The following is a 22,183-nucleotide window of genomic DNA, read 5'->3' as shown; positions in this document are numbered from 1 at the left end:
GAGGTAGGGAGAAGACGAGCCCCACCAGTGTGGGAGCACGGCTCCTCGAACGCAGCCCAATTTCAGGCGGCGCGCTCCTCGCTCGTCTCCAGCGGCACCTGCGGTCCGTTCGATTCGCGCAGCCAGCGGCTCAGGACGCGGTGGACGTGCTCGGCGCCGACGAGTTCCGCCCCGTCCTCCACCGGCGCGGACAGGACGAGCGGCGACAGCAGGAAGGGCTTGCCCTGGGCGCCGCCGAGGCCGCCGTGCGAGCCGATCTGCTCCTCGAAGGCGAGGACTTCGCCGTCGGCCGGGTCGTGGAAGGAGTTCACCATGATGTCGGCGGTGTGCGGGAACGTGTGCGTACGGCGGACCGCTTCGACCGCGCCCGGCCCGAACGGGGCGAGCGGGCCGGGGTCGTCGTCGAGGTCGGCCAGCGGGATCTCCGCTCCGTACGCGCCGAGGACGACACCGCCGTGCCGGTCGCTGCGGACCAGCAGGAAGCCGATGCCGGGGTGGTTGGCGAGGGTTGGCAGCAGCGCGGGGTGGCGGGCGTCGATCTCCTCCTTGCTCATCCGGTGCGTGACGTCCGGGAAGGAGACCAGGCCGAGGTTGCCGGAGGCCAGCACGATCGGCTCCGAGCGGCGCGCGGGGCGGTGCTGCCCCTCGCCCTCCTCGACCGGGATGCGCAGGGCGGCGCGCACGGCCGTGCGGGCCTCCGCGCCGCTGCGGGTGCGCTCCGCGCGGCGCGGCACGGGCAGTCCGCAGCCGGCCCGCACCAGGTCGCCGAGGGTGAGGCCGTAGCGGGAGCGGAAGGTCTCCCCGGGGCTCTGGCCGTGGTCGGACAGCACGACGATCCGGTACGGGCGCGGGGCGTGCTCGGCGACGTTCTCGATCAGCGCGAGGGAGCGGTCGAGGCGTTCGAGGACCTTCTGCGCGTCGCGGCTCGCCGGGCCGGAGTGGTGGGCGACCTCGTCGTAGGCCACGAGGTCGGCGTAGACGGCGGTGCGCCCGGCGAGCATGTCGCCCGTCACGGCGGCCACGACGACGTCCCGCTCGACGACGGTCGCGAAGGCGCGGATGAACGGGTAGAGGCCGCCGCGGGAGACGCGCGGGCGCTGCTTGCGCAGCCTCGCCCGGGTGGACTGGCCGATCTCCCGGCCCACCTCGGCGACGAAGGACAGCGCCGTGCGCACGGCGTTGGCCGGGTCGGAGAAGTAGGCGAAGTACCCGGCCCGGGAGCGGTTCTCGCGGCTGCGGCGGCGGGTGGCGATCGACAGCACGAGGGCCTGCTGCCCGGCGCCGCCGCTGAACAGGTTGCCGCGGGAGGCGCCGTCGACGCTCAGCAGACCGTCGTGTCCCGCGTAGCCGACGGCACGCCGCTGGAGTTCGGCGGCGCTGGTCGGGCGGTTGCAGACGACGACCTCGCGGGTGTCCTTCTCGTACCAGCGGAACGCGGGGACGTCGTGGTTGCTGCCGTGCAGGATGCCGAGCTGGCTGGCGCCGGTCTGGCTGGACCAGTCGGTGCGCCAGGGCGTGAGGCGGTGGGTGGGGCGGCCGCCGTCGCCGGGGCCGAGCCAGCGGGCGACGGTGGGCATCAGGCCCTTGCCGACCGCGTCCAGCAGGGTGTCGTGGCCGACGCCGTCGAGTTGCAGGAAGACCGTGCCGGGGCCGGCCGGGCAGGGTGGTCCGGACCGGCGGCGGCGGTCGGAGAGGCGGTACAGCCGGCGGCGGTAGGCGTCGTCGTCGCGCACGGCCAGGGCGGCGCCCGTCGCCGACGCGACGGCCGACATCACGGCGGCGACCACGACGGCGGTCTCCGGGGCGGCGGCGCCGCGCTCGGCGGGGTTCAGGCGCAGGGCGAGCGTGAGCAGCGCGCCGTTGAGGAAGAACACCAGCAGCCCGAGCACCAGCGCCGGCACGAGGAGCAGCAGCCGGACCAGCAGCGGCCACACCAGGGCCGACAGCAGTCCGAAGGCGCCGGCACCGAAGGCCGCGGTGACGGCGATGTCGGTCGCGCTGTCGCCGTCGGCCGACCGGAGCCGGAAGTCCGGGAGGATCCCGGCGAGCACGAGCATGGTGACGGTGGAGACCACCCACACGGCGACGCTCCGCCCCACCTGACTGGCAACCCGCCGCCACCGCACGTCCAGCCACCTCACGTCCTGGCCCGCCCCGACCGCGGGTCCTCACCCACAGTCTCTCAATGCCCTGGAGGTGGCCTGCCGTGCCTCCGGCGTCCTTCGAGTCGGGGCCGCCCCCGCTCAGCGGCCGTCGTAGCCCGCCGTCGGCATGGAGAGCCGGCGGTGCACGCACGCCTTCATCGCCGCGTCGTACGCCGGCTCCGCGTGCCCCACCGTCTCGACCCGTACCCCGCGCCGCGCGCACTCGGCGGTGAACTGCTCGACGGACGCGAGCGCGCTCTCCAGGACCCGCCGGCTGGGCGCCACGAACAGGTCGAGGCCGGGCCGGACGCCGTCCCACAGCGCGCCGTGGTCGGGGCGCAGCCCCCGCACCAGCAACTCCCGGCTGACCACGTAGCCCCGCTCGGCGGCCCAGCGGGCGCACATCGCGTGCTGGCTGCGGGAGTCGACGAGGAACGGATCGTCGTCCAGCTCCTCCAGCGGCGTCAGACTCGCGATCGCCGTGACCCGGACCGGCACCATGGCGTCCCCCCTCACCTCCGGTTTCGCCGCCGACCCTACTCCTGCACGTAGGCTTCGGGGAGTCGCGCGAAGGAGGCAATGAAGTGCCGGTGGAGATCACCTGGTGGGGTCACGCCACTTGCACGGTCGAGGACTCGAACGTACGCGTACTCACCGACCCGTTGTTCGCGCGCCGGCTCGCGCACCTGCGCCGCCGGCGCGGAGACCTGCCGCCGCCCGGCGCCCGGCGGGCGGACGTGGTGCTGGTCTCCCATCTGCACGCCGACCACCTGCACGTGCCCTCGCTGATGGGGCTCGCGCCGGGCACGCGCCTGCTCGTGCCCCGGGGCGCGCGCCGGGCCGTCCCCGGTCTGCGCCGGCTCGCGCACCTGCGGGTGAGCGAGGTGGCTCCCGGGGACGAGACACCGGTCGGCGACCTCGTCGTACGGGCGGTGCCCGCGCGGCACGACGGGCGGCGGCTGCCGCTCGGACCCCACCGCTCCCCCGCTCTCGGCTACGTCATCGCCGGTGAGGCGCGGACGTACTTCGCCGGGGACACGGGGCTGTTCGACGAGATGGCCAAGGAGGTCGGGCCGGTCGAGGTGGCGCTGCTGCCGGTGGGCGGCTGGGGGCCGTACCTGGGCGAGGGGCATCTGGACGCGGGCCGGGCGGCGGAGGCGCTGGCGCGGCTGGCGCCGAGCAGTGCGGTGCCGGTGCACTACGGCACGTACTGGCCGATCGGGATGGACGCCGTGCGCCCCCATGAGTTCCATGCGCCCGGGGACGAGTTCGTACGGCTGGCGGCCCGGCACGCGCCGGACGTGACGGTGCACCGGCTGGGACACGGAGAGAGCGTGCGCCTGGAGGGCGCGCGGTGACCTGGTCCGCGCCCCTGGCGGGGGCCGGCGTGCCTTTGCTGGCGGCGTCGGCCGTCACCCCGGCGTCCGTGGTGCCGGAGTCCACGCAGCAGGCGATCGGGTATCCGACGCTCTTTCTGCTCGTGCTCGTCGGGGCGCTGGTGCCGGTCATCCCGACGGGGGCGCTGGTGAGTTCGGCGGCGGTGGTCGCGTTCCACCAGACGGCGCCGTTCTCGCTGGCGATGGTGTTCGTGACGGCGTCGCTGGCGGCGTTCCTGGGCGACGCGGCGCTGTACTGGCTGGGGCGGCGCGGGATGAAGTCGAAGAACGGGTCGCGGTGGCTGGAGGCGATCCGGGCGCGGGCGCCGGAGGACCGGCTGGCGCAGGCGCAGGGGAAACTGGCCGCGCACGGGGTGGCCGTGCTGGTGCTGTCCCGGCTGGTGCCGGCGGGGCGGATTCCGGTGATGCTGGCGTGTCTGCTGGCGAAGTGGCCGCTGCGGCGGTTCTCCCGGGGGAACTTTCCGGCCTGTCTGGCCTGGGCCGTGACGTATCAGTTGATCGGGATTCTCGGGGGGTCGTTGTTCGACGAGCCGTGGGAGGGTGTGGTGGCGGCGATCGGGCTGACCTTGCTGATCAGTGTGGTGCCGAGTCTTGTGCGGCGGGTTCGGTAGCGCCGTTGGTGGTACGCGGTTGTCTTCGGGGTGCGGGTGGTCTGGGGTGTTCGCGCAGTTCCCCGCGCCCCTTTCAGGTCGGTTCTCCTACAGCACCATTGACGCGCCCACCGGCATGTCCCACAGGTTTTCGCGCGGCAGGCCCGTTTTTTCCCAGGCCGCTCGGACTCGTGCGAGGGGTTCCAGGACCGGTTCCGCCGAGAGGACGAACGTGGCCCAGTGCATGGGGGCCATCCTGGTCGCTCCCAGGTCCTGGGCCGCTCGGACCGCTTCCTCCGGGTCGCAGTGGACGTCGCTGAGCCACCAGCGGGGGTCGTAGGCGCCGATAGGGAGGAGGGCGAGGTCGATGCCGGGGTAGCGGCGGCCGATGCGGGAGAACCAGTGGCCGTAGCCCGTGTCGCCGGCGAAGTAGACGCGTTGGCCCTCCTGGTCGGTGAGGACCCAGCCGCCCCAGAGGCTGTGGCAGGTGTCGGTGAGGGTGCGCTTGGACCAGTGGTGGGACGGGACGAAGTCGAAGCGGACGCCGTTCAGTTCGGCCGCCTCCCACCAGTCGAGCTCCGTCACGCGCGTGAAGCGGCGGCGGTGGAACCAGCGGGCGAGTCCCGCCGGCACGAACACCGGGGTGTCGCGCGGGAGTCGGCGCAGCGTGGGGGCGTCCAGGTGGTCGTAGTGGTTGTGGCTGATGACCACGGCGTCGACGCGGGGCAGGTCCTCCCAGGGGACGCCCACGGGAGTGATGCGGGCCGGGGTGCCGAGGATGCGGCGGGACCAGACCGGGTCGGTGAGGACGGTCAGTCCGCCGATCCGCACGATCCAACTGGCGTGTCCCGCCCAGGTGACGGCGACCGTGCGGGCGTCGACGCGGGGCAGGGGGGCCGGGGCGTAGGGCAGCAGGGGGATGTCGGCGAGGCCTTCCGGGCCGGGTCTCACGGCGCCCTCGCGGGCGAAACGGGCCATGGCCTTCAGGCCGGGGAGCGGGGCGGTCAGCCGGTCGTGGAAGGTGCGCGGCCACACTCTCCGCTCGGCCAGCGGCCGGGGTTCGGCCAGGGGCGGGTACGGGGGCGCGAGCGGGGACGGGAGGGCGGGACCATCGGCTTCCCGGGTGGTCGTGCTCGTGGTCGACTCGGACTGCTGCGTCATCGAGGAGGCTCCCATCGCTGAGCGTCGTCGCGGAGGTCGTCGAAGACCGACTTCAAGTGGATCAACGCGTGGTGCACGTGCGGCAGTTCCAACGGCGTGGGTGATGTGAGGCATTCCGCGCGTTCCGTGTCGGAGCCGGCCACCAGTGCGCCGGTGGAGAGCCGCACGCGCGGGGCTTCGAGCTCGTCGCCGAAGCGGTGGCCGCCCGGCGCGGGCATGCCGAGGCGGGCGGAGAGGAAGTCCTCCAGCTCCTGCGCGTCGCCGACGCCGTGCGCGCTCAGCGCGGGGCGCAGCGGGGAGAGGTCGACGTACAGGTGGCGGCCGGCCTGCGGCGGCCGGGCGAGGGCGCCCGCGCCGACCACGGCGGCGTGCGCCTCGGCCGCCACGCGCGCGTGCAGGCGCACTGCCCCGGCCACGCGCGCGGTCACCGGTTCCGGTTCCGTCAGGGCGTAGCCCGCCGCCGCGGCGACGGGGGCGGCGACCCGGGCGTCGAGCGCGGTGAGGACGTCGAGCACGCGCGCGTGGAGGCCGTCGGCGTCCTCGCCGGCCGGGAAACGGGCCACGGCGGCGGGCCAGCCGGGCGGGAGCAGGGCACCGGCCAGGTCGGTGACGACGGTGACCCGGTCGGGCAGCATCTCGGCGGGGCTGAGCAGCACGGTGTCGTGCGGGTCGTGCAGGGTGTCGCGCCAGGTCTCGTCGCTGACCAGGTGCAGGCCCTCCCCCTGGGCGGCCTCGACGGTCTCGTGCAGCAGCTCGGGCGGGGCGACGGTCCCGGTGGGGTCGTCGGCGACGGAGAGCACCAGCAGGCGCGGGTCGCCGCCCTCGGCGCGGACGCGGCGCACCGTCTCCAGCAGGGCGTACGGGTCCGGGACGCCGCCGCTCTCCGGCGGGGTCGGCACATGGAAGGAGGGGCGTCCCAGCAGGCGTGCGTACGGCGCCCACCAGGCGGCGCAGGGTCTCGGGACGAGGACGTCGCCGCCGAGGGCGGCGGTCAGCGCGAGCAGCAGGGCGGGCGCGCCGGGGCCGGCGGCCACGCGGTCGGGGTCGCAGTGCAGTCCGCGCCGGTCCCAGTAGCCGCAGGCGGCCCCTCGCAGGGCCGGTCCGCCGCCGACCGGTTCGTGGTCGCCGCGGGAGGCCGCGGCGGCGAGCACCGCGGACAGCTCCGGCAGCACCGGCAGCCCGTCCTCGGGGAGCGGGGGCCCGAACCGGACGGGGCCGTGGCCTACCGGGTCCGTCCGCCGCATCCGTACCTCCGCAGTGCCTGGTGCCGCCGTGTCCTGTCGCCTTCGGCGCGTGCCCTGTCCGCTGCCCGGAGTTCCGTACGGTGCGACTCGTGCCCTCGGCCACTGAGTACCCAGGTCGCCGCCGCCCCATGGGCACCCGGCCGGGTTGTGACGGTCACAGCATGAGCGGGCCGGCGCGGGGAAGCGGGGGGCGTGCGGGGCGTCGGTGTCGCCGGTGCGCGCCGGTACGCGCCGGGGGGTCAGCGGTACATGTCGGTCTCGCGGTTGCGCAGCCGGTGCACGGCGGCGCCGAACGCGCCCGCGATCAGCACCCCGCCCGCGACCAGGGCCGGCACGGAGTCGGTGAAGGCACCGCCGTCACCGGCCCGCACCCCGCGCTGGACGGCCGCGGGGCCGCAGTCGGTGTGGTGCGGGGCGGGGTGGTGCTGGTCGCCGTGCTGCGGGTGTCGGTGATGCGGGGACTCGGGACAGGGCTTGTGCGTGGGCTTGTGGGTGGGATGGTGCGACGGCTTGTGGGGGCCGGAGCCGTGGGCCACCGTGAAGGTCGCGCTCCACTGCTTGCCCTCCCCGCCGGGCGCGGCCGGGCAGGTGCCGTCCACGGTCCAGGCGGAGTCCTCGCCCAGGGCGTCCGGATCGCCCTCGAAGTTCTCGGCGGAGGCGATGCGCGCCGTGCCGCGGTAGGCCGGGCCGGACACCTTGTCGTCGTTGCCGGTGACCCTCCGCAACGGCACGGTTCCCTCGTCGAAGGCCTGCGAGGTGGCGTCGATGGTGTCGGGCGGCGGCCCTCCGGTCGGGTCACAGCTGACCGAGACGGTGAGCGTGCCCCCGGGCTCGACGGTGGCGGGACTGACCTCGGCGGCGGGTTCGGCGAACGCGCCCGGCGCGAATCCCACCAGGGCGGCCCCGGCGAGAACGGCGACGGACAGGGCGTGCGGGCTGCGGCGCATGGAGGGGACTCCTTCGGTTGTCATGCCCCTTAGCCATGACAGCCCGCCCGCAGCGGGCCCGCGCGAAACCGGACCCCATTAGCGGGACAGCACCCTCCGAACGGGTGAAAGTGAAACACCCGAGGGGCGCGGGGAACTGCGCGACCAGCCACAGAAGACCGGCACCCGCGAAACCGCCGGAACCCCCACGGCGCTAGGCGACATCCCGCATGACCTGCTCCCGCACCCGCCCACAGCACCGGCTGATCAGCCGGGACACGTGCATCTGCGAGATCCCCAGCTCCTCGGCGATCCGGCTCTGCGTCATGTCGGAGAAGAACCGCATGTACAGGATCGCCCGCTCCCGCTCCGGCAGCGCCGCCAGCCGCGACTTCACGGCCTCGCGGTCCACCACCGTGTCCAGCGCCGGGTCCACCGACCCCAGCGCGTCACTCAGCGAGTACCCGTCCTCGCTGCCGGGCAGCTCCGCGTCCAGGGACAGCGCCGTGAAGCTCTCCAGCGCCTCCAGGCCCACCTGGACGTCCTCCTCGCTCATCTTCGCGTGCGCGGCGATCTCGGCCACGGTGGGCCTGCGGCCGGAGATGGTCTGGGACAGGTCCTGGGAGGCGAAGCGCACGCGGTTGCGCAGGTCCTGGACGCGGCGGGGCACGTGCAGGGTCCACATGTGGTCGCGGAAGTGCCGCTTGATCTCGCCGGTGATGGTCGGCACCGCGTAGCTCTCGAACGCGTTGCCGCGCGCGGGGTCGTACCGGTCGACGGCCTTGACCAGGCCGAGGGCCGCGACCTGCCGCAGGTCCTCGAAGTTCTCGCCGCGGCTGCGGAAGCGTCCGGCGAGACGGTCCGCCATGGGCAGCCAGGCTTCGACGATCTCGTCCCGGAGGGCGTCGCGCTCCGGGCCGGCGGGCATGGAGGTGAGCCTGCGGAAGGCCTCGGCGGTGTCGGGGGCGTCGTCGTGCGGGTGCTGCTTCGCGCTGGTTCGGGTCGGCATGATGCGTCGCAATTCCCTTGAGGTGCTCTGTGGTGGACAGTCACCGCGGGAGCGCGTCGACGGTGCGGACCAGGGGCGCCGGTGACGGCGCGATACGCCGCTCCCACGGGCGTGCCTCCTGTCCGAAGCACTGAGGTGCGCCTGCCCCCGGCCCCCGCCCGCAAACCCGGCCAGGTTTTCCGCCGTCGCGCAGGGTGACTCGTACTGCTGGCTCTGTCCCCATACGTCCGGGAGGTCGTACATGAGCACCAAGGTCTCCGACCACGTCCTGCAGAGGCTGCGCGAGTGGGGGGTGGACCAGGTCTTCGGTTATCCGGGGGACGGGATCAACGGTCTGCTCGCGGCGTGGGGCCGGGCCGAGAACGAGCCGCGTTTCGTGCAGTCGCGCCACGAGGAGATGTCCGCGTTCCAGGCGGTCGGCTACGCCAAGTTCAGCGGCCGGCTCGGGGTGTGCGCCGCGACGTCGGGGCCGGGCGCGATCCACCTGCTGAACGGCCTGTACGACGCCAAGCTGGACCACGTCCCGGTGCTGGCGATCGTCGGCCAGACGCACCGCACCGCGATGGGCGGCTCCTACCAGCAGGAAGTGGATCTGCACACGCTGTACAAGGACGTCGCCTCCGAGTTCGTGGAGACGGTGACGGTGCCGGAGCAGCTGCCGAACGTGCTGGACCGGGCGATCCGCACCGCGTACGCGCGGCGCTGCCCGACCGCGGTCATCATCCCCGGCGACGTGCAGGAGCTGGACTACTCGCCGCCGACGCACGAGTTCAAGATGGTCCCGTCGAGTCTGGACCGCAGCTCGTGGACGGCGGTGCCCTCCGAGGACTCGGTGCGGCGGGCCGCGGAGATCCTCAACTCCGGTGACAAGGTGGCGATTCTGGTCGGCCAGGGCGCGGCCGGCGCGCGGGCCGAGGTGGAGCGGATCGCGGAGCTGCTCGGCGCGGGCGTCGCCAAGGCGCTGCTCGGCAAGGACGTCCTCAGCGACGAACTGCCGTACGTCACCGGCTCGATCGGCCTGCTGGGCACCCGCCCGTCCTACGAGCTGATGCGGGACTGCGACACGCTGCTGACGATCGGCTCGTCGTTCCCGTACAGCCAGTTCCTGCCGGAGTTCGGCAAGGCGCGGGGCGTGCAGATCGACATCGACCCGCACATGGTCGGGATGCGCTACCCGTACGAGGTGAACCTGGTCGGCGACGCGAAGGCCACCCTGGAGCGGCTGATCCCGCTGATCGAGGGGGGCCGCGGGCGCGAGTGGTACGACACGGTGTGCGACAACGTCACCCGCTGGCACGACGTCATGGAGCGGCGGGCGGGGCTCGACGCCCATCCGATCAACCCGGAGTACGTGGCCCGCGCCCTGGACCCGCTGCTGCCGGACAACGCGATCGTCACGTCCGACTCGGGTTCGACGGCCAACTGGTACGCGCGGCACCTGACGATGCGGCCGGGCATGCGCGGCTCGCTCTCCGGCACGCTGGCGACGATGGGCTGCGGGGTGCCGTACGTGATCGGCGCGAAGTTCGCCCACCCGGACCGGCCGGCGATCGCGCTGGTCGGGGACGGGGCGATGCAGATGAACGGGATGGCGGAGCTGATCACGGCGGCGAAGTACCGCCACCAGTGGGAGGACCCGCGGCTGGTGATCGCGGTGTGGAACAACCACGACCTGAATCAGGTCACGTGGGAGATGCGGGCCATGGAGGGCGCGCCGTCGTTCCTGCCGTCGCAGGAGCTGCCGGACGTGCAGTACGCCGCGTTCGCGCGTTCCCTGGGGCTGACCGGCATCCGGGTGGAGAAGCCGGAGGACGTCGAGCCGGCCTGGCGTGCCGCGCTGGAGGCGGACGGTCCCGCGGTGGTCGAGTTCCTGACCGATCCGGCTGTCCCACCGATCCCGCCGCACGCCACCTGGGACCAGATGGAGGCGACCGCCGCGTCGGTCCTGAAGGGCGACGCGGACCGGGGATCGATGGTCAAGCAGGGCTTCAAGGCGAAGGTGCAGGAGTTCCTGCCGGGGCGTGAGAAGAAGAAGTAGCGGCCGCGGGGGCGGGGGCGCCGGCCGGTTCGTGCCGGTCGGCGTCGTCCTGTGGCAGCAGCAGTTCCTCGTACCGGCCCAGCACCAGCACCACTCCGAGCATGAGCAGCGGGATGAGCACAGCGAGCATCGCCATGGCGTGTCCTTCCCCAGAGATGAGTGGGGGGTGTGATCCGGGTCTCCCGCAGGCCATGGCGCAAACCAGGGCGTGCGGCGGTGATCCGGTGGGCCGAACCCGTGTCGGCTCCCGGTGTTCGGGTACGCGGTGCGGACCCCCGAAGGTCTGGAGGGAGACATGCAGCGAGGCAGCGACCGGCTGAGCGTCCACCGGGACGACGAGATGAAGCACGAACTGCAGGGTCTGCTCAGGTCCGGGCACCCCACGCGCAGTGAGGAGTGGCACGACCCGGAGCCGGCCGCCGAGGACGACCCCGAGGTCGCGTACGGGCCGGTGACGCCGAGCCGTCGGCCGACGTCCCTGGAGTCGGTGCGGCTGGAGCTGGCCCGGATGCTGGGCCGCAGGGCGTTCCCCGCGAGCCCGCGTGAGCTGGCCCGTGAGCTGCGCGGCCACCAGGCGCCCGACGCGCTCGTCGAGGCCCTGGAGCGGCTGCCGCGCCAGAAGCGCTACGGCAACGTCCAGGAGCTGGCCGAGGCCCTGGTCCGGGCCCGGGAGACCGGGCCGGAGGAGTACGCGTAGGAACCGCGTCGGGGGCACCGCGGGGCGTCGTCCGGCGCGCCGCGGTGCCCCCACCGGCGTGGGAGCCGAGGGAGGGCCCCGTGATGGCCGAGTTGGTGAAGGACGTGATGACTCCGGGTGTGGTCGCCGTGCGCCCGGACGCCTCGCTCGTGGAGGCGGCGCAGTTGATGCGCACCCAGAACATCGGCGACGTGGTGGTGGCCGACGGGCAGGACGTGATCGGTGTGCTCACCGACCGTGACATCACGGTGCGGGCCGTCGCCGACGGTGCCGACCCGATGTCGGTGAGCGTACGGGCCGTGTGCACGCCGGATCCGGTGACCGTGACGCCGGACGACCCGGTGGCGACCGCGGTCACGCTGATGCGCGAGCACGCGGTGCGCCGGCTGCCGGTGGTGGAGAACGGGCTGCCGGTCGGGATCGTGAGCCTCGGCGACGTGGCCGAGGCCGAGGACCCCGCGTCGGCGCTCGCCGACATCAGCCGCGCGGAGCCGGACACCCGGGGTGGTGCATGAGCACGGATCAGGCGAGGGAGATCAGCGCCACCGGCGTCACCGTGGACGTCGGTGACGCCACGACCCGGTACCTGATGTACGGGCTGCTGCCCAGCTGGTTCGTGCCCGGGGTGGCCGACTGGGTGATGCACCGGCGCACCCGGATCGAGGAGACGGCCGGGACGAAGGAGTCCCTCATCCACTCGTTGATGATGGCCGAGGTCGGCATCCCGATCACCCTCACCCTGCGCTACGAGGTCAACCCGCTGCTGCTGAGCGTGCAGCTGGGCGGCGCCGCGGTGCACGAGGCGACGGCGCTGTGGGACGTCCGTACGGCCGTCGGGAGCGACCGGGAGGTCAAGCCGGTCGAGCAGCACATCCACAGCTTCCTGGAGTCGCTGCCGTTCGGGGCGCTGGCCGCCCTGATGTGCCTGCACGCCGACCAGGTGAAGTCCCTGCTGCGCGGCGGCCGGGGCGACCCCGACGCGTGGCGGCTGGTGCTGCGGCGGCGGCCGCTGTCGCGCGGCTACCTGGCGGGCATCGCCGCCGCGATCGGCACGTGCGTGCTGCTGCCGTACGGCGAGGAGCTGCTGCGGTGCGTGCGCGCGGGCCGCAGGAACCGCAAGAACGACAAGAACACGAGGAGCGACGCGGCGCACTGGAGCGCCGCGGGCTCCGGGAAAGGACGTTGAACATCATGCGTATCGCTTTTCTGGTCGCACCCGAGGGCGTCGAGCAGGTCGAGCTGACCGATCCGTGGCAGGCCGTGAAGGACGCCGGGCACGAGCCCGTGCTGGTGTCGACGAAGCAGGGTGAGATCCAGGCCTTCCACCACCTCGACAAGGCGGACACCTTCCCCGTGGACGAGGTCGTGGGCGAGACCGAGCCCGGCTCGTTCGGCGCCCTGGTGCTGCCGGGCGGCGTGGCCAACCCGGACTTCCTGCGGATGGACGCCAAGGCCGTCGCGTTCGTCCGGGACTTCTTCGAGCAGGGCCGCCCCGTGGCCGCGATCTGCCACGCGCCGTGGACGCTGGTCGAGGCGGACGTCGTACGGGGCCGGACGCTGACCTCCTGGCCGAGCCTGCGGACCGACATCCGCAACGCGGGCGGCACCTGGGTCGACGCGCAGGTGAAGGTCTGTGACCACGGGGCGGGCAAGCTGGTCACCAGCCGCAAGCCCGACGATCTGAAGGCGTTCTGCGAGACGTTCCTCGACGTGTTCGCCGAGGAGGCCGCCTGATGGCCTCTCCCGCCGACCGCAAGCAGGAGCAGCGCGAGGCGGCCGGGGCGGACGACCCGGCCGGCGGGCCGCTCACCACCGACCAGGGAGTCGCGGTCGACCACACCGACGACTCCCTGGCGGCCGGGGAGCGCGGCCCGACACTGATGGAGGACTTCCACTTCCGGGAGAAGCTCACCCGCTTCGACCACGAGCGGATCCCGGAGCGGGTGGTGCACGCCCGGGGCGCGGGCGCGTACGGGTATTTCGAACCGTACGAGTCCTGCGCGGAGTTCACCCGCGCGGCGTTCCTCCAGGACCCGTCGGTGCGCACGCCCGTGTTCGTGCGGTTCTCGACCGTGCAGGGCCCGAAGGGCTCGGCGGACACCGTGCGGGACGTGCGCGGCTTCGCGACCAAGTTCTACACCTCGGAGGGGAACTACGACCTGGTCGGGAACAACTTCCCGGTCTTCTTCATCCAGGACGGCATCAAGTTCCCGGACTTCGTGCACGCGGTGAAGCCCGAGCCGCACAACGACATCCCGACGGGCGCGTCGGCGCACGACACCCTGTGGGACTTCGTGTCGCTCCAGCCCGAGACGCTGCACGCGATCATGTGGCTGATGTCGGACCGGGCGATCCCGCGCAGCTACCGCATGATGCAGGGCTTCGGCGTGCACACCTTCCGGTTCGTGAACGCGGACGGCAAGGGCACGTTCGTGAAGTTCCACTGGAAGCCGCGGCTCGGTGTGCACTCGCTGGTGTGGGACGAGGCGCAGGAGTGCCAGGGCCGCGACCCGGACTTCAACCGGCGTGACCTGTGGGACGCGATCGAGGCGGGCGAGTACCCCGAGTGGGAGCTGGGGGTGCAACTCGTGCCGGAGGAGGACGAGTTCGCCTTCGACTTCGACCTGCTCGACCCGACGAAGATCATCCCGGAGGAGCAGGTGCCGGTGCGGCCGATCGGCCGGATGGTGCTGGACCGCAACCCGGAGAACTTCTTCGCGGAGACCGAGCAGGTCGCCTTCCACACGGCGAACGTCGTCCCCGGCATCGACTTCACCAACGACCCGCTGCTCCAGGCCCGGAACTTCTCCTACCTGGACACGCAGCTGATCCGGCTCGGCGGGCCCAACTTCTCGCAGCTGCCGGTGAACCGGCCGGTCGCACCGGTGCGCAACAACCAGCGCGACGGCTACCACCAGAGCGCGATCCACTCCGGCACGAACTACTTCCCGAACTCGCTGGGCGGGGGCTGCCCGGCCCACGCGGGTGCCGGTGCGGGCGCCTACACCCGCCCCCAAGCTCTCGGATCCGCTCGAGCAGGGGGTACCCCCTTCACGGAACGCGTCGACGGCCACAAGATCCGGCGGCGCAGCCCCAGCTTCCAGGACCACTACAGCCAGACCGCGCTGTTCTGGAACAGCATGGCGGACTGGGAGAAGCAGCACATCGTGGAGGCGTTCCGGTTCGAGCTCGGCAAGGTCGGGGCGATGACCGTGCGGGCCCGTACGGTCGAGCACCTGGCCAAGGTCGACGGGGACCTGGCCGCGCGGGTGGCGCGGGGCGTCGGCGTACCGGTACCGGCCGGGGCGGAGACCCCCGGCAAGCAGGTCTCCCCCGCCCTCAGCCTCGAGTCGCTGCGCGGGGACGGTTCGATCCGGACCCGGCAGATCGCGGTCCTCGTCACCGACGGGGTGGACGCCGAGCAGATCACCTCCGTGCGGGAGCGGCTGGCCGCCGAGGGGGCGATCGTCGAGGCGCTGGCCCCGGCGGACGGGACGATCACCGGCGCCGACGGCGAGACGTACGCGGTCGACCGGGCGCTGCCGACCGTGGCGTCCGTGCTGTACGACGCCGTGCTGCTGCCCGGCGGGCCGGTCGGCACCCCGCCGACGGCGGCCGACCCGGACGCGGTGCGGTTCGTGCGGGACGCCTTCCGGCACGGCAAGCCGGTGGGCGCGCTCGGCTCGGGCGTGGGAGTGCTGTCGGCGCTGGAGCCCGAGGGGCTCCACCTGTCGACGGAGTTCCAGCGGGTCGTCACCGACCAGGGGGTAGTGACCGACACGTCGCCGGGGCCGGCGAGCGAGGAGTTCCTGGACGCGTTCGTGGCCGCGATCGCGGCGCACCGGCACTGGGGGCGTCCGCCGGTACGGCGCTGAAGGGCAGGGCCGGGCCGGGTGTCTCCGGTCCGGTCCCCGGACACGCCGGGCTCTGTTCCCGGGTTCCGGTCTGTCTGTCTGTCCTCCTGTCTGTCCTCCGAGGGGCTCAGGTGCCGGGGGTCGTGGGAGTCGCCGACTCCCCGCTCCCGCGCTCCCGGGCCCCTTCGCGTGTGCGGCCCGCGGCGACCGGGCGGCGCGGGTTGCGGCGCAGGAATTCGCCCTCCAACTGCGCCATGCGCTCGTTGTGGGCCCGCAGCGCGTCGTTCGAGCCGTACAGCAGCGTGTCGTGGCGCGTGCGGTGGATGGTCTCCAGCTCCTTCATGAGCTGCTGGTCGTCCAGCCGGTCAGGGTCCACTCCGGTCATGGTGTCGCCCCGCTCGTCGTGTTCGTTCATGTGGTCCGGGTACCCGCCCCGGGAGCAACTGAGCACTACCCCCGAGCGGCATCCGGGAGGGAGCCATGGATCTCGCATTTCTGCACCCACTGTACGAACACCAGGGGCCCTGGGCCTCTGTGTACGTCGACACCTCCCGGCACACGGAGGACACCCCCCACGAGCGGCACCTGACGGCCCAGGCGATGGCCAGGGAGCTGGCCGCGCAGGGCGCGGACGAGGCGACCTGCCGGGCCGTGCAGAACGCGATCGAGGATCTGCGGCACTCGTCCGAACCGCACGGCCGAGCCCTGTTCGCGCGGGCCGGCCAGGTCGTCCTGGACCCGCCGCTGGTCCGTCCCCCGCAGGGCGGCGACTGGGCCGAGTGGGCCCCGCTGCCGCGGGTCACGCCGCTGCTGGAGCTGGCCGGCGAGAACCCGGTGTGCGTGGTGGCGTACGTCGACCGCAAGGGCGCGGACTTCGAGCTGCGCAGCGCGCTGGGCCGGGAGGACGCCGGGAGCGTCACCGGGCGCCAGTGGCCGGTGCACCGGACGAGTTCGGTGGACTGGTCCGAGCGGCATTTCCAGCTGCGGGTGGAGAACACCTGGGAGCACAACGCCGCGGAGATCGCCGACGCGCTCGCCGTGTGCCAGGAGGAGACCGGGGCCGACCTGCTCATTCTCGTCGGTGACGACCGTGAGCGGCGGTCCGTGTACGAGCGGCTGCCCAAGCGGCTGCACGACCGGGTCGTCCAGGCGCCGCACGGCACGGGCAGCCGGCTCCTCGACGAGGACGTCGAGCGGGCCCGCGCCGAGCACATGGCGCGGCAGGCCGAGGCGGAGCTGGAGCGGTTCCGCGCCGCCCGGAACCCGGACGACGAGGGCCGGGCCGGGGCCGTGGAGGGCGTGCCCGCGCTGGTCGAGGCGGCGCGGGAGCATCGCATCGACGAGCTGCTGATCAGGGTGGACGGGCCGGACGCGCACCGCGAGGTGTGGATCGGCGAGGACCCGGACCAGCTGGCGGTGCGCCGCACGGATCTGAAGGTTCTCGGCGAGCAGCACTCCTGGCCGGCCCGGGCGGACGACGCCCTGATCCGGTCGGCGGTGGCGACGGACGCGCCCGCGCTGTCGGTGTCCGAGCGCGAGGTGCCGGTGGGCGGCCTCGGGGCGCTGCTGCGCTGGAAGTGAGCGGGAACGAACGGGCTCCGTCCCAGGAGACCTAGCGCGCCCGTTCCACCCGGCGTTCGTCCCAGACCGGGTCCGGGGTCTCCCGGACCCGGCCGTCGCTGCCGAAGACCAGGTAGCGGTCGAAGGAGCGGGCGAACCAGCGGTCGTGGGTGACCGCCAGGACCGTGCCGTCGAAGGCCTCCAGGCCCTCCTGGAGGGCCTCGGCGGACTCCAGGTCCAGGTTGTCGGTCGGCTCGTCGAGCAGCAGGGCCGTGACGCCCTGGAGCTCCAGCAGGAGGATCTGGAACCGGGCCTGCTGACCACCGGACAGCCGTTCGAACGTCTGCTCGGCCTGGTTGGTCAGCTCGTAGCGGCGCAGCCGGGACATGGCGGCGCCGCGGTCCTGGGAGTGCTCGGTCCAGAGGATGTCCAGGAGCGTGCGGCCCTCCAGCTCCGGGTGGGCGTGCGTCTGGGCGAAGTGGCCGGGCACCACCCGGGCGCCGAGCTTCCACTCCCCCGTGTGCGCCACGTCGTCCCCGGCGAGCAGCCGCAGGAAGTGCGACTTGCCGGAGCCGTTCGAGCCGAGCACGGCGACGCGTTCGCCGTAGAAGACCTCCAGGTCGAAGGGCTTCATCAGGCCCGTCAGCTCAAGTCCCTCGCAGGTGACGGCCCGTACGCCGGTGCGGCCGCCCTTGAGCCGCATCCTGATGTCCTGCTCGCGGGGCGGCTCCGGGGGCGGCCCGGCCTCCTCGAACTTGCGCAGCCGGGTCTGGGCGGCCTGGTAGCGGGAGGCCAGCTCGTGGCTGACGGTGGCCGCCTGACGCAGGCTCAGCACCAGCTTCTTCAGCTGGGCGTGCTTCTCGTCCCAGCGGCGGCGCAACTCCTCGAAGCGGGCGAAGCGTTCGCGGCGGGCCTCGTGGTAGGTGGCGAAGCCGCCGCCGTGCACCCAGGCGTCGGCGCCGGCGGGGCCGGGTTCCAGGGAGACGATCCGCTGGGCGGCGCGGGCGAGCAGTTCGCGGTCGTGGGAGACGAAGAGGACGGTCTTGCGGGTCTCGGCGAGGCGTTCCTCCAGCCAGCGCTTGCCGGGGACGTCGAGGTAGTTGTCGGGCTCGTCGAGGAGGAGGACCTCGTCGGTGCCGCGCAGGAGCGCCTCCAGGACGAGGCGTTTCTGCTCACCGCCGGAGAGGGTGCGGACCTGCCGCCACTGCGCCTTGTCGTACGGGATGCCGAGCGCGGCCGTGGTGCACATGTCCCACAGCGTCTCGGCCTCGTAGCCGCGGGCCTCGGCCCAGTCGGCGAGCGCCTGCGCGTACTTCAGCTGCGCGGCCTCGTCGTCGACGGTCATGAGGGCGTGCTCGGCGGCGTCCACGGCACGGGCCGCTTCGCGGATGCGGGGCGTCGCGACGGACACGAGGAGGTCCCGTACGGTCGTCTCGTCGCGTACGGATCCGATGAACTGCCGCATCACGCCCAGGCCGCCGCCGACGGTGACGGATCCGCCGTGCGGCCGGATCTCGCCGGCGAGCATGCGGAGCAGGGTGGTCTTGCCGGCGCCGTTGGGCCCCACGAGGGCGACCACGGCGCCCTCCCCCACCCGGAAGGACACATCACCCAGCAAGGCCCGTCCGTCGGGCAGGTAGTACTCCAGGTGTGCGGCTTCGAGGTGACCCATGCCCGCGATTCTCCGCGGCGCCGCACTCGCCGGGCAAACGCATTTCCGAACGGTCAGACCCGCTCCAGCGGCCGGTGCGGCTCGGCGGGCAGCTCCGCCTCGATCCGGTCGCCGGGGCGCACCACGCCCCCTTCCCGCACCACGCTCATGATCCCGGCCTTGCGCACGACGTTCCCCGCCTCGTCCCGGCCGACGACCCGCTTCAGCAGCCCGCCCTGGAAGGCGTCGATCTGCACGCAGGGATTGCGCAGGCCGGTGACCTCCAGGACCGCGGAGTCCCCGATGCGCAGCAGCGTGCCGGTCGGCAGGCCGAGCAGGTCGACGCCCGCCGTGGTGATGTTCTCGCCCAGCTGACCGGGCGCCACCTCGAAGCCGTCCTCGGCGACCTCGGCGAAGAGCTCCTCGTGCATGAGGTGGACCTGGCGCAGGTTCGGCTGCGTGGGGTCCTGCGCGACGCGCGAGCGGTGCTTGACCGTGACCCCGGCGTGCACGTCCCCCTCCACCCCGAGGCCGGCGAGCAGGGTGATGCTGTCCCGGTTGGGCTTGGTGAACGAGTACTCCCCGTTGCTGCTGACCGCCGTCACGCGCCCGCTCATGTCGTCGTCTCCCCCTGTCCGGCCACCATGATCAGCCACGAGCTTGCCCGGGGGCGGCCGGTGTGTCCACCCCCCGCCGGGTACCCGCACCTCATGAATCCCCCCGACCTGGACCTCGCCACGAAGCCCGGGCACCATCCCCTGCGCGGCCGCGCCCTCGCTGTGGACCGCCGTCTCTTCGAGGCCGCCGCGGCCCGGCGCCGGACGGGGGCCGGCTCCGTCCTGTCCCGGCTGGGCCGCGGCGCGGACCACGGCGCGCTGTGGTGCGTGACCGCCGCCGCCCTCGCGGCGAGCCGCACCCCCCGTGCCCGCCGCGCGGCAACCCGCGGCCTGGCCTCGCTGGGCCTCGCCTCCCTCGCCGTCAGCGCCCTCGGCAAGCGCACGGTCCGCCACCCCGGCCCGGCGCTCGCCCCGGTCCCGCTGCTCCGGCGGGTGCGGCGGCGGCCGGTCACCACGTCGTTCCCCTCCGGGCACGCCGCGTCGGCCGCCGCCTTCGCCGCCGGCGTCGCCCTGGAGTCCCCGGCCTGGGGCACGGTCGTCACCCCGGTGGCCGCCTCGGTCGCCCTCTCCCGCGTCTCCACCGGCGACCACTTCCCCAGCGACGTCCTGGCGGGCGCCGCCCTGGGCGTGGGCGCCGCGTTCGCCGTCCGGGGCCTGGTGCCGACGCGGGGGCAGGCCACCCCGCCGGGCCGCCCCCGCGCCGAGGTCCCGGCGCTGCTGGAGGGCGAGGGGCTCGTCCTCGTCGCGAACACCGCCTCCGGATCCGCCGAGCGGGCCCGCGCCCTGCGGGACGCCCTGCCGCGCGCCGAGGTCGTCGAATGCCGGCCGGAGGACGTCCCGGCCGAGTTGGCCAAGGCGGCCTCCCGGGCCCGGGTCCTCGGGGTGTGCGGCGGTGACGGCACCGTGAACACCGCCGCCCGGGTCGCGCTGCGCTCCGGCCTGCCCCTCGCGGTGCTGCCCGGCGGCACCCTCAACCACTTCGCCTACGACCTCGGCGTGGAGGACGTGCGCGATCTGGCCCGTGCGCTGCGCCAGGGCGACGCCGTGCGCGTGGACGTGGGGCGGTACTCCTGCGGCGGCGAGGAGGGCGTCTTCCTCAACACGTGCAGCGTCGGCGTCTATCCGGAGCTGGTGCGCGAGCGGGAGCGCTGGTCGCACCGGATCGGCGGCTGGCCGGCCGGTGTGCTCGCGGCGCTGCGGGTGCTGCGGGCCGACCGGCACCCGCTGGAGGCGGAGTTCCAGGGCCGTACCCGGCCCCTGTGGCTGCTGTTCGCGGGGAACGGCACCTATCACCGCATGGGCCTGGCGTCCGGACGCCGGCGGGACCTCGCGGACGGGCAGCTCGACGTGCGGGTCGTGCACGGCGGCCGCCGGCCCGCGGTGCGGCTGCTCGCCGCCGCCCTCGCCGGGCCCCTGACCCGCTCCCCCGCGCACGCGGCCGTCCAAGTGGGCCGGCTGCGCCTGGACCACGTGACGCCGGGCACGCTCCTCGCCTACGACGGTGAAGTGACCGAGGTGGCGGGCCGCGTGGAGCTGGAGAAGCTGCCCCAGGCGCTGACCGTGTACCGGCCCATCACCGGTTACTGACGCATCGTCAGCTAGTCCATATCTTGATACGTGGGTCTCATTATTCGGGCGAGATGCGTACGGTGATCTCATGCCGACCGGAACGGAAGGGGTGGGATCCGCCATGCCGGAACCACGGGAGACCGCCGTCTACACCCACGGGCACCATGAGTCCGTACTGCGCTCGCACACCTGGCGCACCGCCGCCAACTCGGCCGCGTACCTGCTGCCTTCGCTCAAGCCCCACATGAAGGTCCTGGACATCGGCTGCGGTCCGGGCACCATCACCGCCGACCTGGCGGCGCTCGTACCGGACGGGCACGTCACCGGTGTCGACCGGGTGCCGGAGATCCTGGAGCAGGCCCGGGCCACGGCGGCCGGACGGGGACTGGCCAACGTCGATTTCGCGGTCGCCGACGTGCACGCCCTGGACTACCCCGACGACACGTTCTGCGTCGTCCACGCCCACCAGGTGCTCCAGCACGTGGGGGACCCCGTGCGGGCGCTGCGGGAGATGCGGCGGGTCGTCCGGCCCGGCGGCATCGTCGCCGTGCGGGACGCCGACTACGAGGCCATGACCTGGTACCCGGCGTCCGCGGGGCTCGACCACTGGCTGGACCTCTACCGCCGGGTCGCCCGCGCCAACGGCGGCGAGCCGGACGCCGGACGTCGGCTGAAGGCCTGGGCGATGCGGGCCGGCCTGACCGACATCACGGCGACCGCCGGCACCTGGACCTTCGCCTCGCCCGAGGAGCGGGCGTGGTGGAGCGGGCTGTGGGCCGACCGCACGCTGGCGTCGACGTACGCGGACCGGGCCCGGCAGGGCGGGCACGCGAGCGAGGCGAAGCTGCGGGCCGTGGCCGACGCCTGGCGGGAGTGGGGGAAACGCGAGGACGGCTGGTTCAGCGTGCTGCACGGAGAAATTCTCTGCCGAAAGGAAGCCTGAAACCCGATTTCCGGGACACTCTGAAAGCAGGAGGTTCGAATTATGGTTCCCATCCTGCTGGTGCTGCTTCTGGCCTTGGTTCTGTTCGGCGCCGGATTTGCAGTAAAGGTACTCTGGTGGATCGCACTGGCGGTTCTCGTCCTGTGGCTGCTGGGATTCTTCGTCCGTGGTACGTCGGCAGCCGGCGGCCGGGGCCGTTGGTACAGGTGGTGAATGAGCCGCCTCACCGGCGGTGAATAATCCCCCCCCCCGCTTCCCCGGGACTGATTCAGTCCCGGGGAAGCAGCGGTCCGAGCGGCCCGAGGTCCAGGTTGAGGTCCTCGGGCCGCAGTCCGTAGCGGTCGCGCAGCTCCGCCATCCGCTCCTCCAGCAGCATCAGGGTGAGCCCGATCCGCTCCTCCTGGTCCTCGCTGAGATCCCCCACGTCGAACCGGCGCAGCGCCTGGCGCTCCATGAGCTGGCGCAGCAGTTCCACGACGGTCAGCACGAGTTTGACCAGGTCGCGCTCGACGGTGTCGGGCTCCAGGTCCAGCCGGTTGCGGTGCGGCCGGGGCTCGGGCCGGTGGTGGTCGGGGGACGTCACAGCAACTCCTCGAACGGGGAGGGCACCTGGGCGTTCACCGAGCTGATGAGCGCGTTGAGGTCGATACGGACGAGGTCGACGTCGGCGATGCGCAGGGTGATGTCCCCCGTGATCACGACGCCGCCGGCGAGCAGCCGGTCGAGCAGGTCCACGAGGGCGACCTCACGGCGTTCCACTACGGTCACGGCTTCTCCCCGTCG

The 22,183-nt window shown here is 73.3% G+C and carries 24 protein-coding genes; 12 read left to right on the top strand and 12 right to left on the bottom strand.

The window, feature by feature from the left end:
• Window positions 1-62 precede the first annotated feature (62 nt).
• Window positions 63-2,081 (bottom strand): phage holin family protein, encoded by a 2,019-nt coding sequence (locus ABZ386_RS10120; RefSeq protein ID WP_351343121.1) that lies wholly within the window; start codon window positions 2,079-2,081, stop codon window positions 63-65.
• A 162-nt stretch (window positions 2,082-2,243) separates the two neighbouring features.
• On the bottom strand, window positions 2,244-2,645 hold the full coding sequence (locus ABZ386_RS10115) for a hypothetical protein (protein WP_031118186.1): 402 nt from the start codon (window positions 2,643-2,645) through the stop codon (window positions 2,244-2,246).
• A gap of 83 nt (window positions 2,646-2,728) precedes the next feature.
• Between ABZ386_RS10115 and ABZ386_RS10110 the strand changes: the two genes are divergently transcribed.
• Together ABZ386_RS10110 and ABZ386_RS10105 are read left to right on the top strand one after the other, a co-directional pair.
• The gene (locus ABZ386_RS10110) at window positions 2,729-3,502 is read left to right on the top strand and encodes an MBL fold metallo-hydrolase (RefSeq protein WP_355727666.1); all 774 of its coding nucleotides are present in this window, start codon (window positions 2,729-2,731) and stop codon (window positions 3,500-3,502) included.
• 29 nt (window positions 3,503-3,531) lie between these two features.
• The gene (locus tag ABZ386_RS10105) at window positions 3,532-4,152 is read left to right on the top strand and encodes a VTT domain-containing protein (protein ID WP_351343354.1); all 621 of its coding nucleotides are present in this window, start codon (window positions 3,532-3,534) and stop codon (window positions 4,150-4,152) included.
• Between the two features lie 87 nt (window positions 4,153-4,239).
• Here ABZ386_RS10105 and ABZ386_RS10100 read toward each other — a convergent pair whose 3' ends face one another.
• The 4 genes from ABZ386_RS10100 to ABZ386_RS10085 form a co-directional block, all read right to left on the bottom strand.
• On the bottom strand, window positions 4,240-5,292 hold the full coding sequence (locus ABZ386_RS10100) for an MBL fold metallo-hydrolase (RefSeq protein ID WP_355727664.1): 1,053 nt from the start codon (window positions 5,290-5,292) through the stop codon (window positions 4,240-4,242).
• Window positions 5,289-6,536, bottom strand: a complete 1,248-nt coding sequence (locus ABZ386_RS10095; RefSeq protein ID WP_356615843.1) for an aminotransferase class I/II-fold pyridoxal phosphate-dependent enzyme — start codon at window positions 6,534-6,536, stop codon at window positions 5,289-5,291. The genes ABZ386_RS10100 and ABZ386_RS10095 overlap by 4 nt, the downstream gene beginning before the upstream one ends.
• Before the next feature lie 239 nt (window positions 6,537-6,775).
• Window positions 6,776-7,483 (bottom strand): hypothetical protein, encoded by a 708-nt coding sequence (locus ABZ386_RS10090; protein ID WP_355727005.1) that lies wholly within the window; start codon window positions 7,481-7,483, stop codon window positions 6,776-6,778.
• A 193-nt stretch (window positions 7,484-7,676) separates the two neighbouring features.
• The gene (locus tag ABZ386_RS10085) at window positions 7,677-8,471 is read right to left on the bottom strand and encodes an RNA polymerase sigma factor SigF (RefSeq protein WP_358964520.1); all 795 of its coding nucleotides are present in this window, start codon (window positions 8,469-8,471) and stop codon (window positions 7,677-7,679) included.
• Between the two features lie 241 nt (window positions 8,472-8,712).
• On the opposite strand from ABZ386_RS10085, the gene ABZ386_RS10080 reads away from it, so the two are divergent.
• Window positions 8,713-10,509 (top strand): thiamine pyrophosphate-requiring protein, encoded by a 1,797-nt coding sequence (locus tag ABZ386_RS10080; protein WP_358964518.1) that lies wholly within the window; start codon window positions 8,713-8,715, stop codon window positions 10,507-10,509.
• Here ABZ386_RS10080 and ABZ386_RS10075 read toward each other — a convergent pair.
• Window positions 10,460-10,645 carry a hypothetical protein gene (locus ABZ386_RS10075; RefSeq protein WP_114256352.1) on the bottom strand — a complete coding sequence of 62 codons (186 nt, stop codon included), beginning with the start codon at window positions 10,643-10,645 and terminating at the stop codon, window positions 10,460-10,462. The genes ABZ386_RS10080 and ABZ386_RS10075 overlap by 50 nt on opposite strands.
• 159 nt (window positions 10,646-10,804) lie before the next feature.
• Here ABZ386_RS10075 and ABZ386_RS10070 point away from each other — a divergent pair, with 159 nt between their 5' ends.
• From ABZ386_RS10070 to ABZ386_RS10050, 5 genes are all read left to right on the top strand, one after another.
• The gene (locus tag ABZ386_RS10070) at window positions 10,805-11,206 is read left to right on the top strand and encodes a DUF2795 domain-containing protein (RefSeq protein ID WP_114256351.1); all 402 of its coding nucleotides are present in this window, start codon (window positions 10,805-10,807) and stop codon (window positions 11,204-11,206) included.
• Window positions 11,207-11,289: 83 nt separating this feature from the next.
• Window positions 11,290-11,721, top strand: coding sequence for a CBS domain-containing protein (locus ABZ386_RS10065; RefSeq protein ID WP_114256350.1), 432 nt, complete (start codon window positions 11,290-11,292; stop codon window positions 11,719-11,721).
• A complete protein-coding gene (locus tag ABZ386_RS10060) occupies window positions 11,718-12,392 on the top strand; it encodes a diguanylate cyclase (RefSeq protein WP_358964516.1) in 675 nt (224 codons plus the stop codon). The genes ABZ386_RS10065 and ABZ386_RS10060 overlap by 4 nt, the downstream gene beginning before the upstream one ends.
• 5 nt (window positions 12,393-12,397) lie before the next feature.
• Complete coding sequence (locus ABZ386_RS10055; RefSeq protein WP_351343139.1) at window positions 12,398-12,940, top strand: type 1 glutamine amidotransferase domain-containing protein; 543 nt, start codon at window positions 12,398-12,400, stop codon at window positions 12,938-12,940.
• Window positions 12,940-15,081 carry a catalase gene (locus tag ABZ386_RS10050; protein WP_358964515.1) on the top strand — a complete coding sequence of 714 codons (2,142 nt, stop codon included), beginning with the start codon at window positions 12,940-12,942 and terminating at the stop codon, window positions 15,079-15,081. The genes ABZ386_RS10055 and ABZ386_RS10050 overlap by 1 nt, the downstream gene beginning before the upstream one ends.
• A gap of 106 nt (window positions 15,082-15,187) precedes the next feature.
• Here ABZ386_RS10050 and ABZ386_RS10045 read toward each other — a convergent pair whose 3' ends face one another.
• Window positions 15,188-15,475: a DUF6158 family protein gene (locus ABZ386_RS10045; protein WP_114256347.1), complete on the bottom strand. Its 288-nt coding sequence runs from the start codon at window positions 15,473-15,475 to the stop codon at window positions 15,188-15,190.
• Between the two features lie 65 nt (window positions 15,476-15,540).
• Here ABZ386_RS10045 and ABZ386_RS10040 point away from each other — a divergent pair, with 65 nt between their 5' ends.
• Window positions 15,541-16,641 (top strand): Vms1/Ankzf1 family peptidyl-tRNA hydrolase, encoded by a 1,101-nt coding sequence (locus tag ABZ386_RS10040; protein WP_351343144.1) that lies wholly within the window; start codon window positions 15,541-15,543, stop codon window positions 16,639-16,641.
• A 31-nt stretch (window positions 16,642-16,672) separates the two neighbouring features.
• On the opposite strand, the gene ABZ386_RS10035 is transcribed toward ABZ386_RS10040, so the two are convergent.
• Window positions 16,673-18,292 (bottom strand): ATP-binding cassette domain-containing protein, encoded by a 1,620-nt coding sequence (locus tag ABZ386_RS10035; RefSeq protein ID WP_351343146.1) that lies wholly within the window; start codon window positions 18,290-18,292, stop codon window positions 16,673-16,675.
• A gap of 53 nt (window positions 18,293-18,345) precedes the next feature.
• Window positions 18,346-18,888, bottom strand: a complete 543-nt coding sequence (locus tag ABZ386_RS10030) for an MOSC domain-containing protein (RefSeq protein WP_355725950.1) — start codon at window positions 18,886-18,888, stop codon at window positions 18,346-18,348.
• A 93-nt stretch (window positions 18,889-18,981) separates the two neighbouring features.
• On the opposite strand from ABZ386_RS10030, the gene ABZ386_RS10025 reads away from it, so the two are divergent.
• From ABZ386_RS10025 to ABZ386_RS10015, 3 genes are all read left to right on the top strand, one after another.
• Window positions 18,982-20,475 carry a diacylglycerol kinase family protein gene (locus ABZ386_RS10025; RefSeq protein WP_351343150.1) on the top strand — a complete coding sequence of 498 codons (1,494 nt, stop codon included), beginning with the start codon at window positions 18,982-18,984 and terminating at the stop codon, window positions 20,473-20,475.
• Window positions 20,476-20,578: 103 nt separating this feature from the next.
• Window positions 20,579-21,400, top strand: coding sequence for a class I SAM-dependent methyltransferase (locus ABZ386_RS10020; RefSeq protein ID WP_358964718.1), 822 nt, complete (start codon window positions 20,579-20,581; stop codon window positions 21,398-21,400).
• A gap of 42 nt (window positions 21,401-21,442) precedes the next feature.
• Window positions 21,443-21,613 carry a hypothetical protein gene (locus ABZ386_RS10015; RefSeq protein WP_020270859.1) on the top strand — a complete coding sequence of 57 codons (171 nt, stop codon included), beginning with the start codon at window positions 21,443-21,445 and terminating at the stop codon, window positions 21,611-21,613.
• A 55-nt stretch (window positions 21,614-21,668) separates the two neighbouring features.
• Here ABZ386_RS10015 and ABZ386_RS10010 read toward each other — a convergent pair whose 3' ends face one another.
• Both ABZ386_RS10010 and ABZ386_RS10005 read right to left on the bottom strand, forming a co-directional pair.
• On the bottom strand, window positions 21,669-21,983 hold the full coding sequence (locus tag ABZ386_RS10010) for a gas vesicle protein K (RefSeq protein WP_114256341.1): 315 nt from the start codon (window positions 21,981-21,983) through the stop codon (window positions 21,669-21,671).
• Window positions 21,980-22,168, bottom strand: coding sequence for a gas vesicle protein (locus ABZ386_RS10005; protein ID WP_003994122.1), 189 nt, complete (start codon window positions 22,166-22,168; stop codon window positions 21,980-21,982). The genes ABZ386_RS10010 and ABZ386_RS10005 overlap by 4 nt, the downstream gene beginning before the upstream one ends.
• Window positions 22,169-22,183: the final 15 nt, after the last annotated feature.

The organism is Streptomyces sp. NPDC006140, assembly GCF_040628815.1.
Lineage (GTDB): Bacteria > Actinomycetota > Actinomycetes > Streptomycetales > Streptomycetaceae > Streptomyces.
The sequence above is the reverse complement of the archived record's forward strand: the minus strand, read 5'-3'. Positions and strand labels throughout refer to the sequence as shown.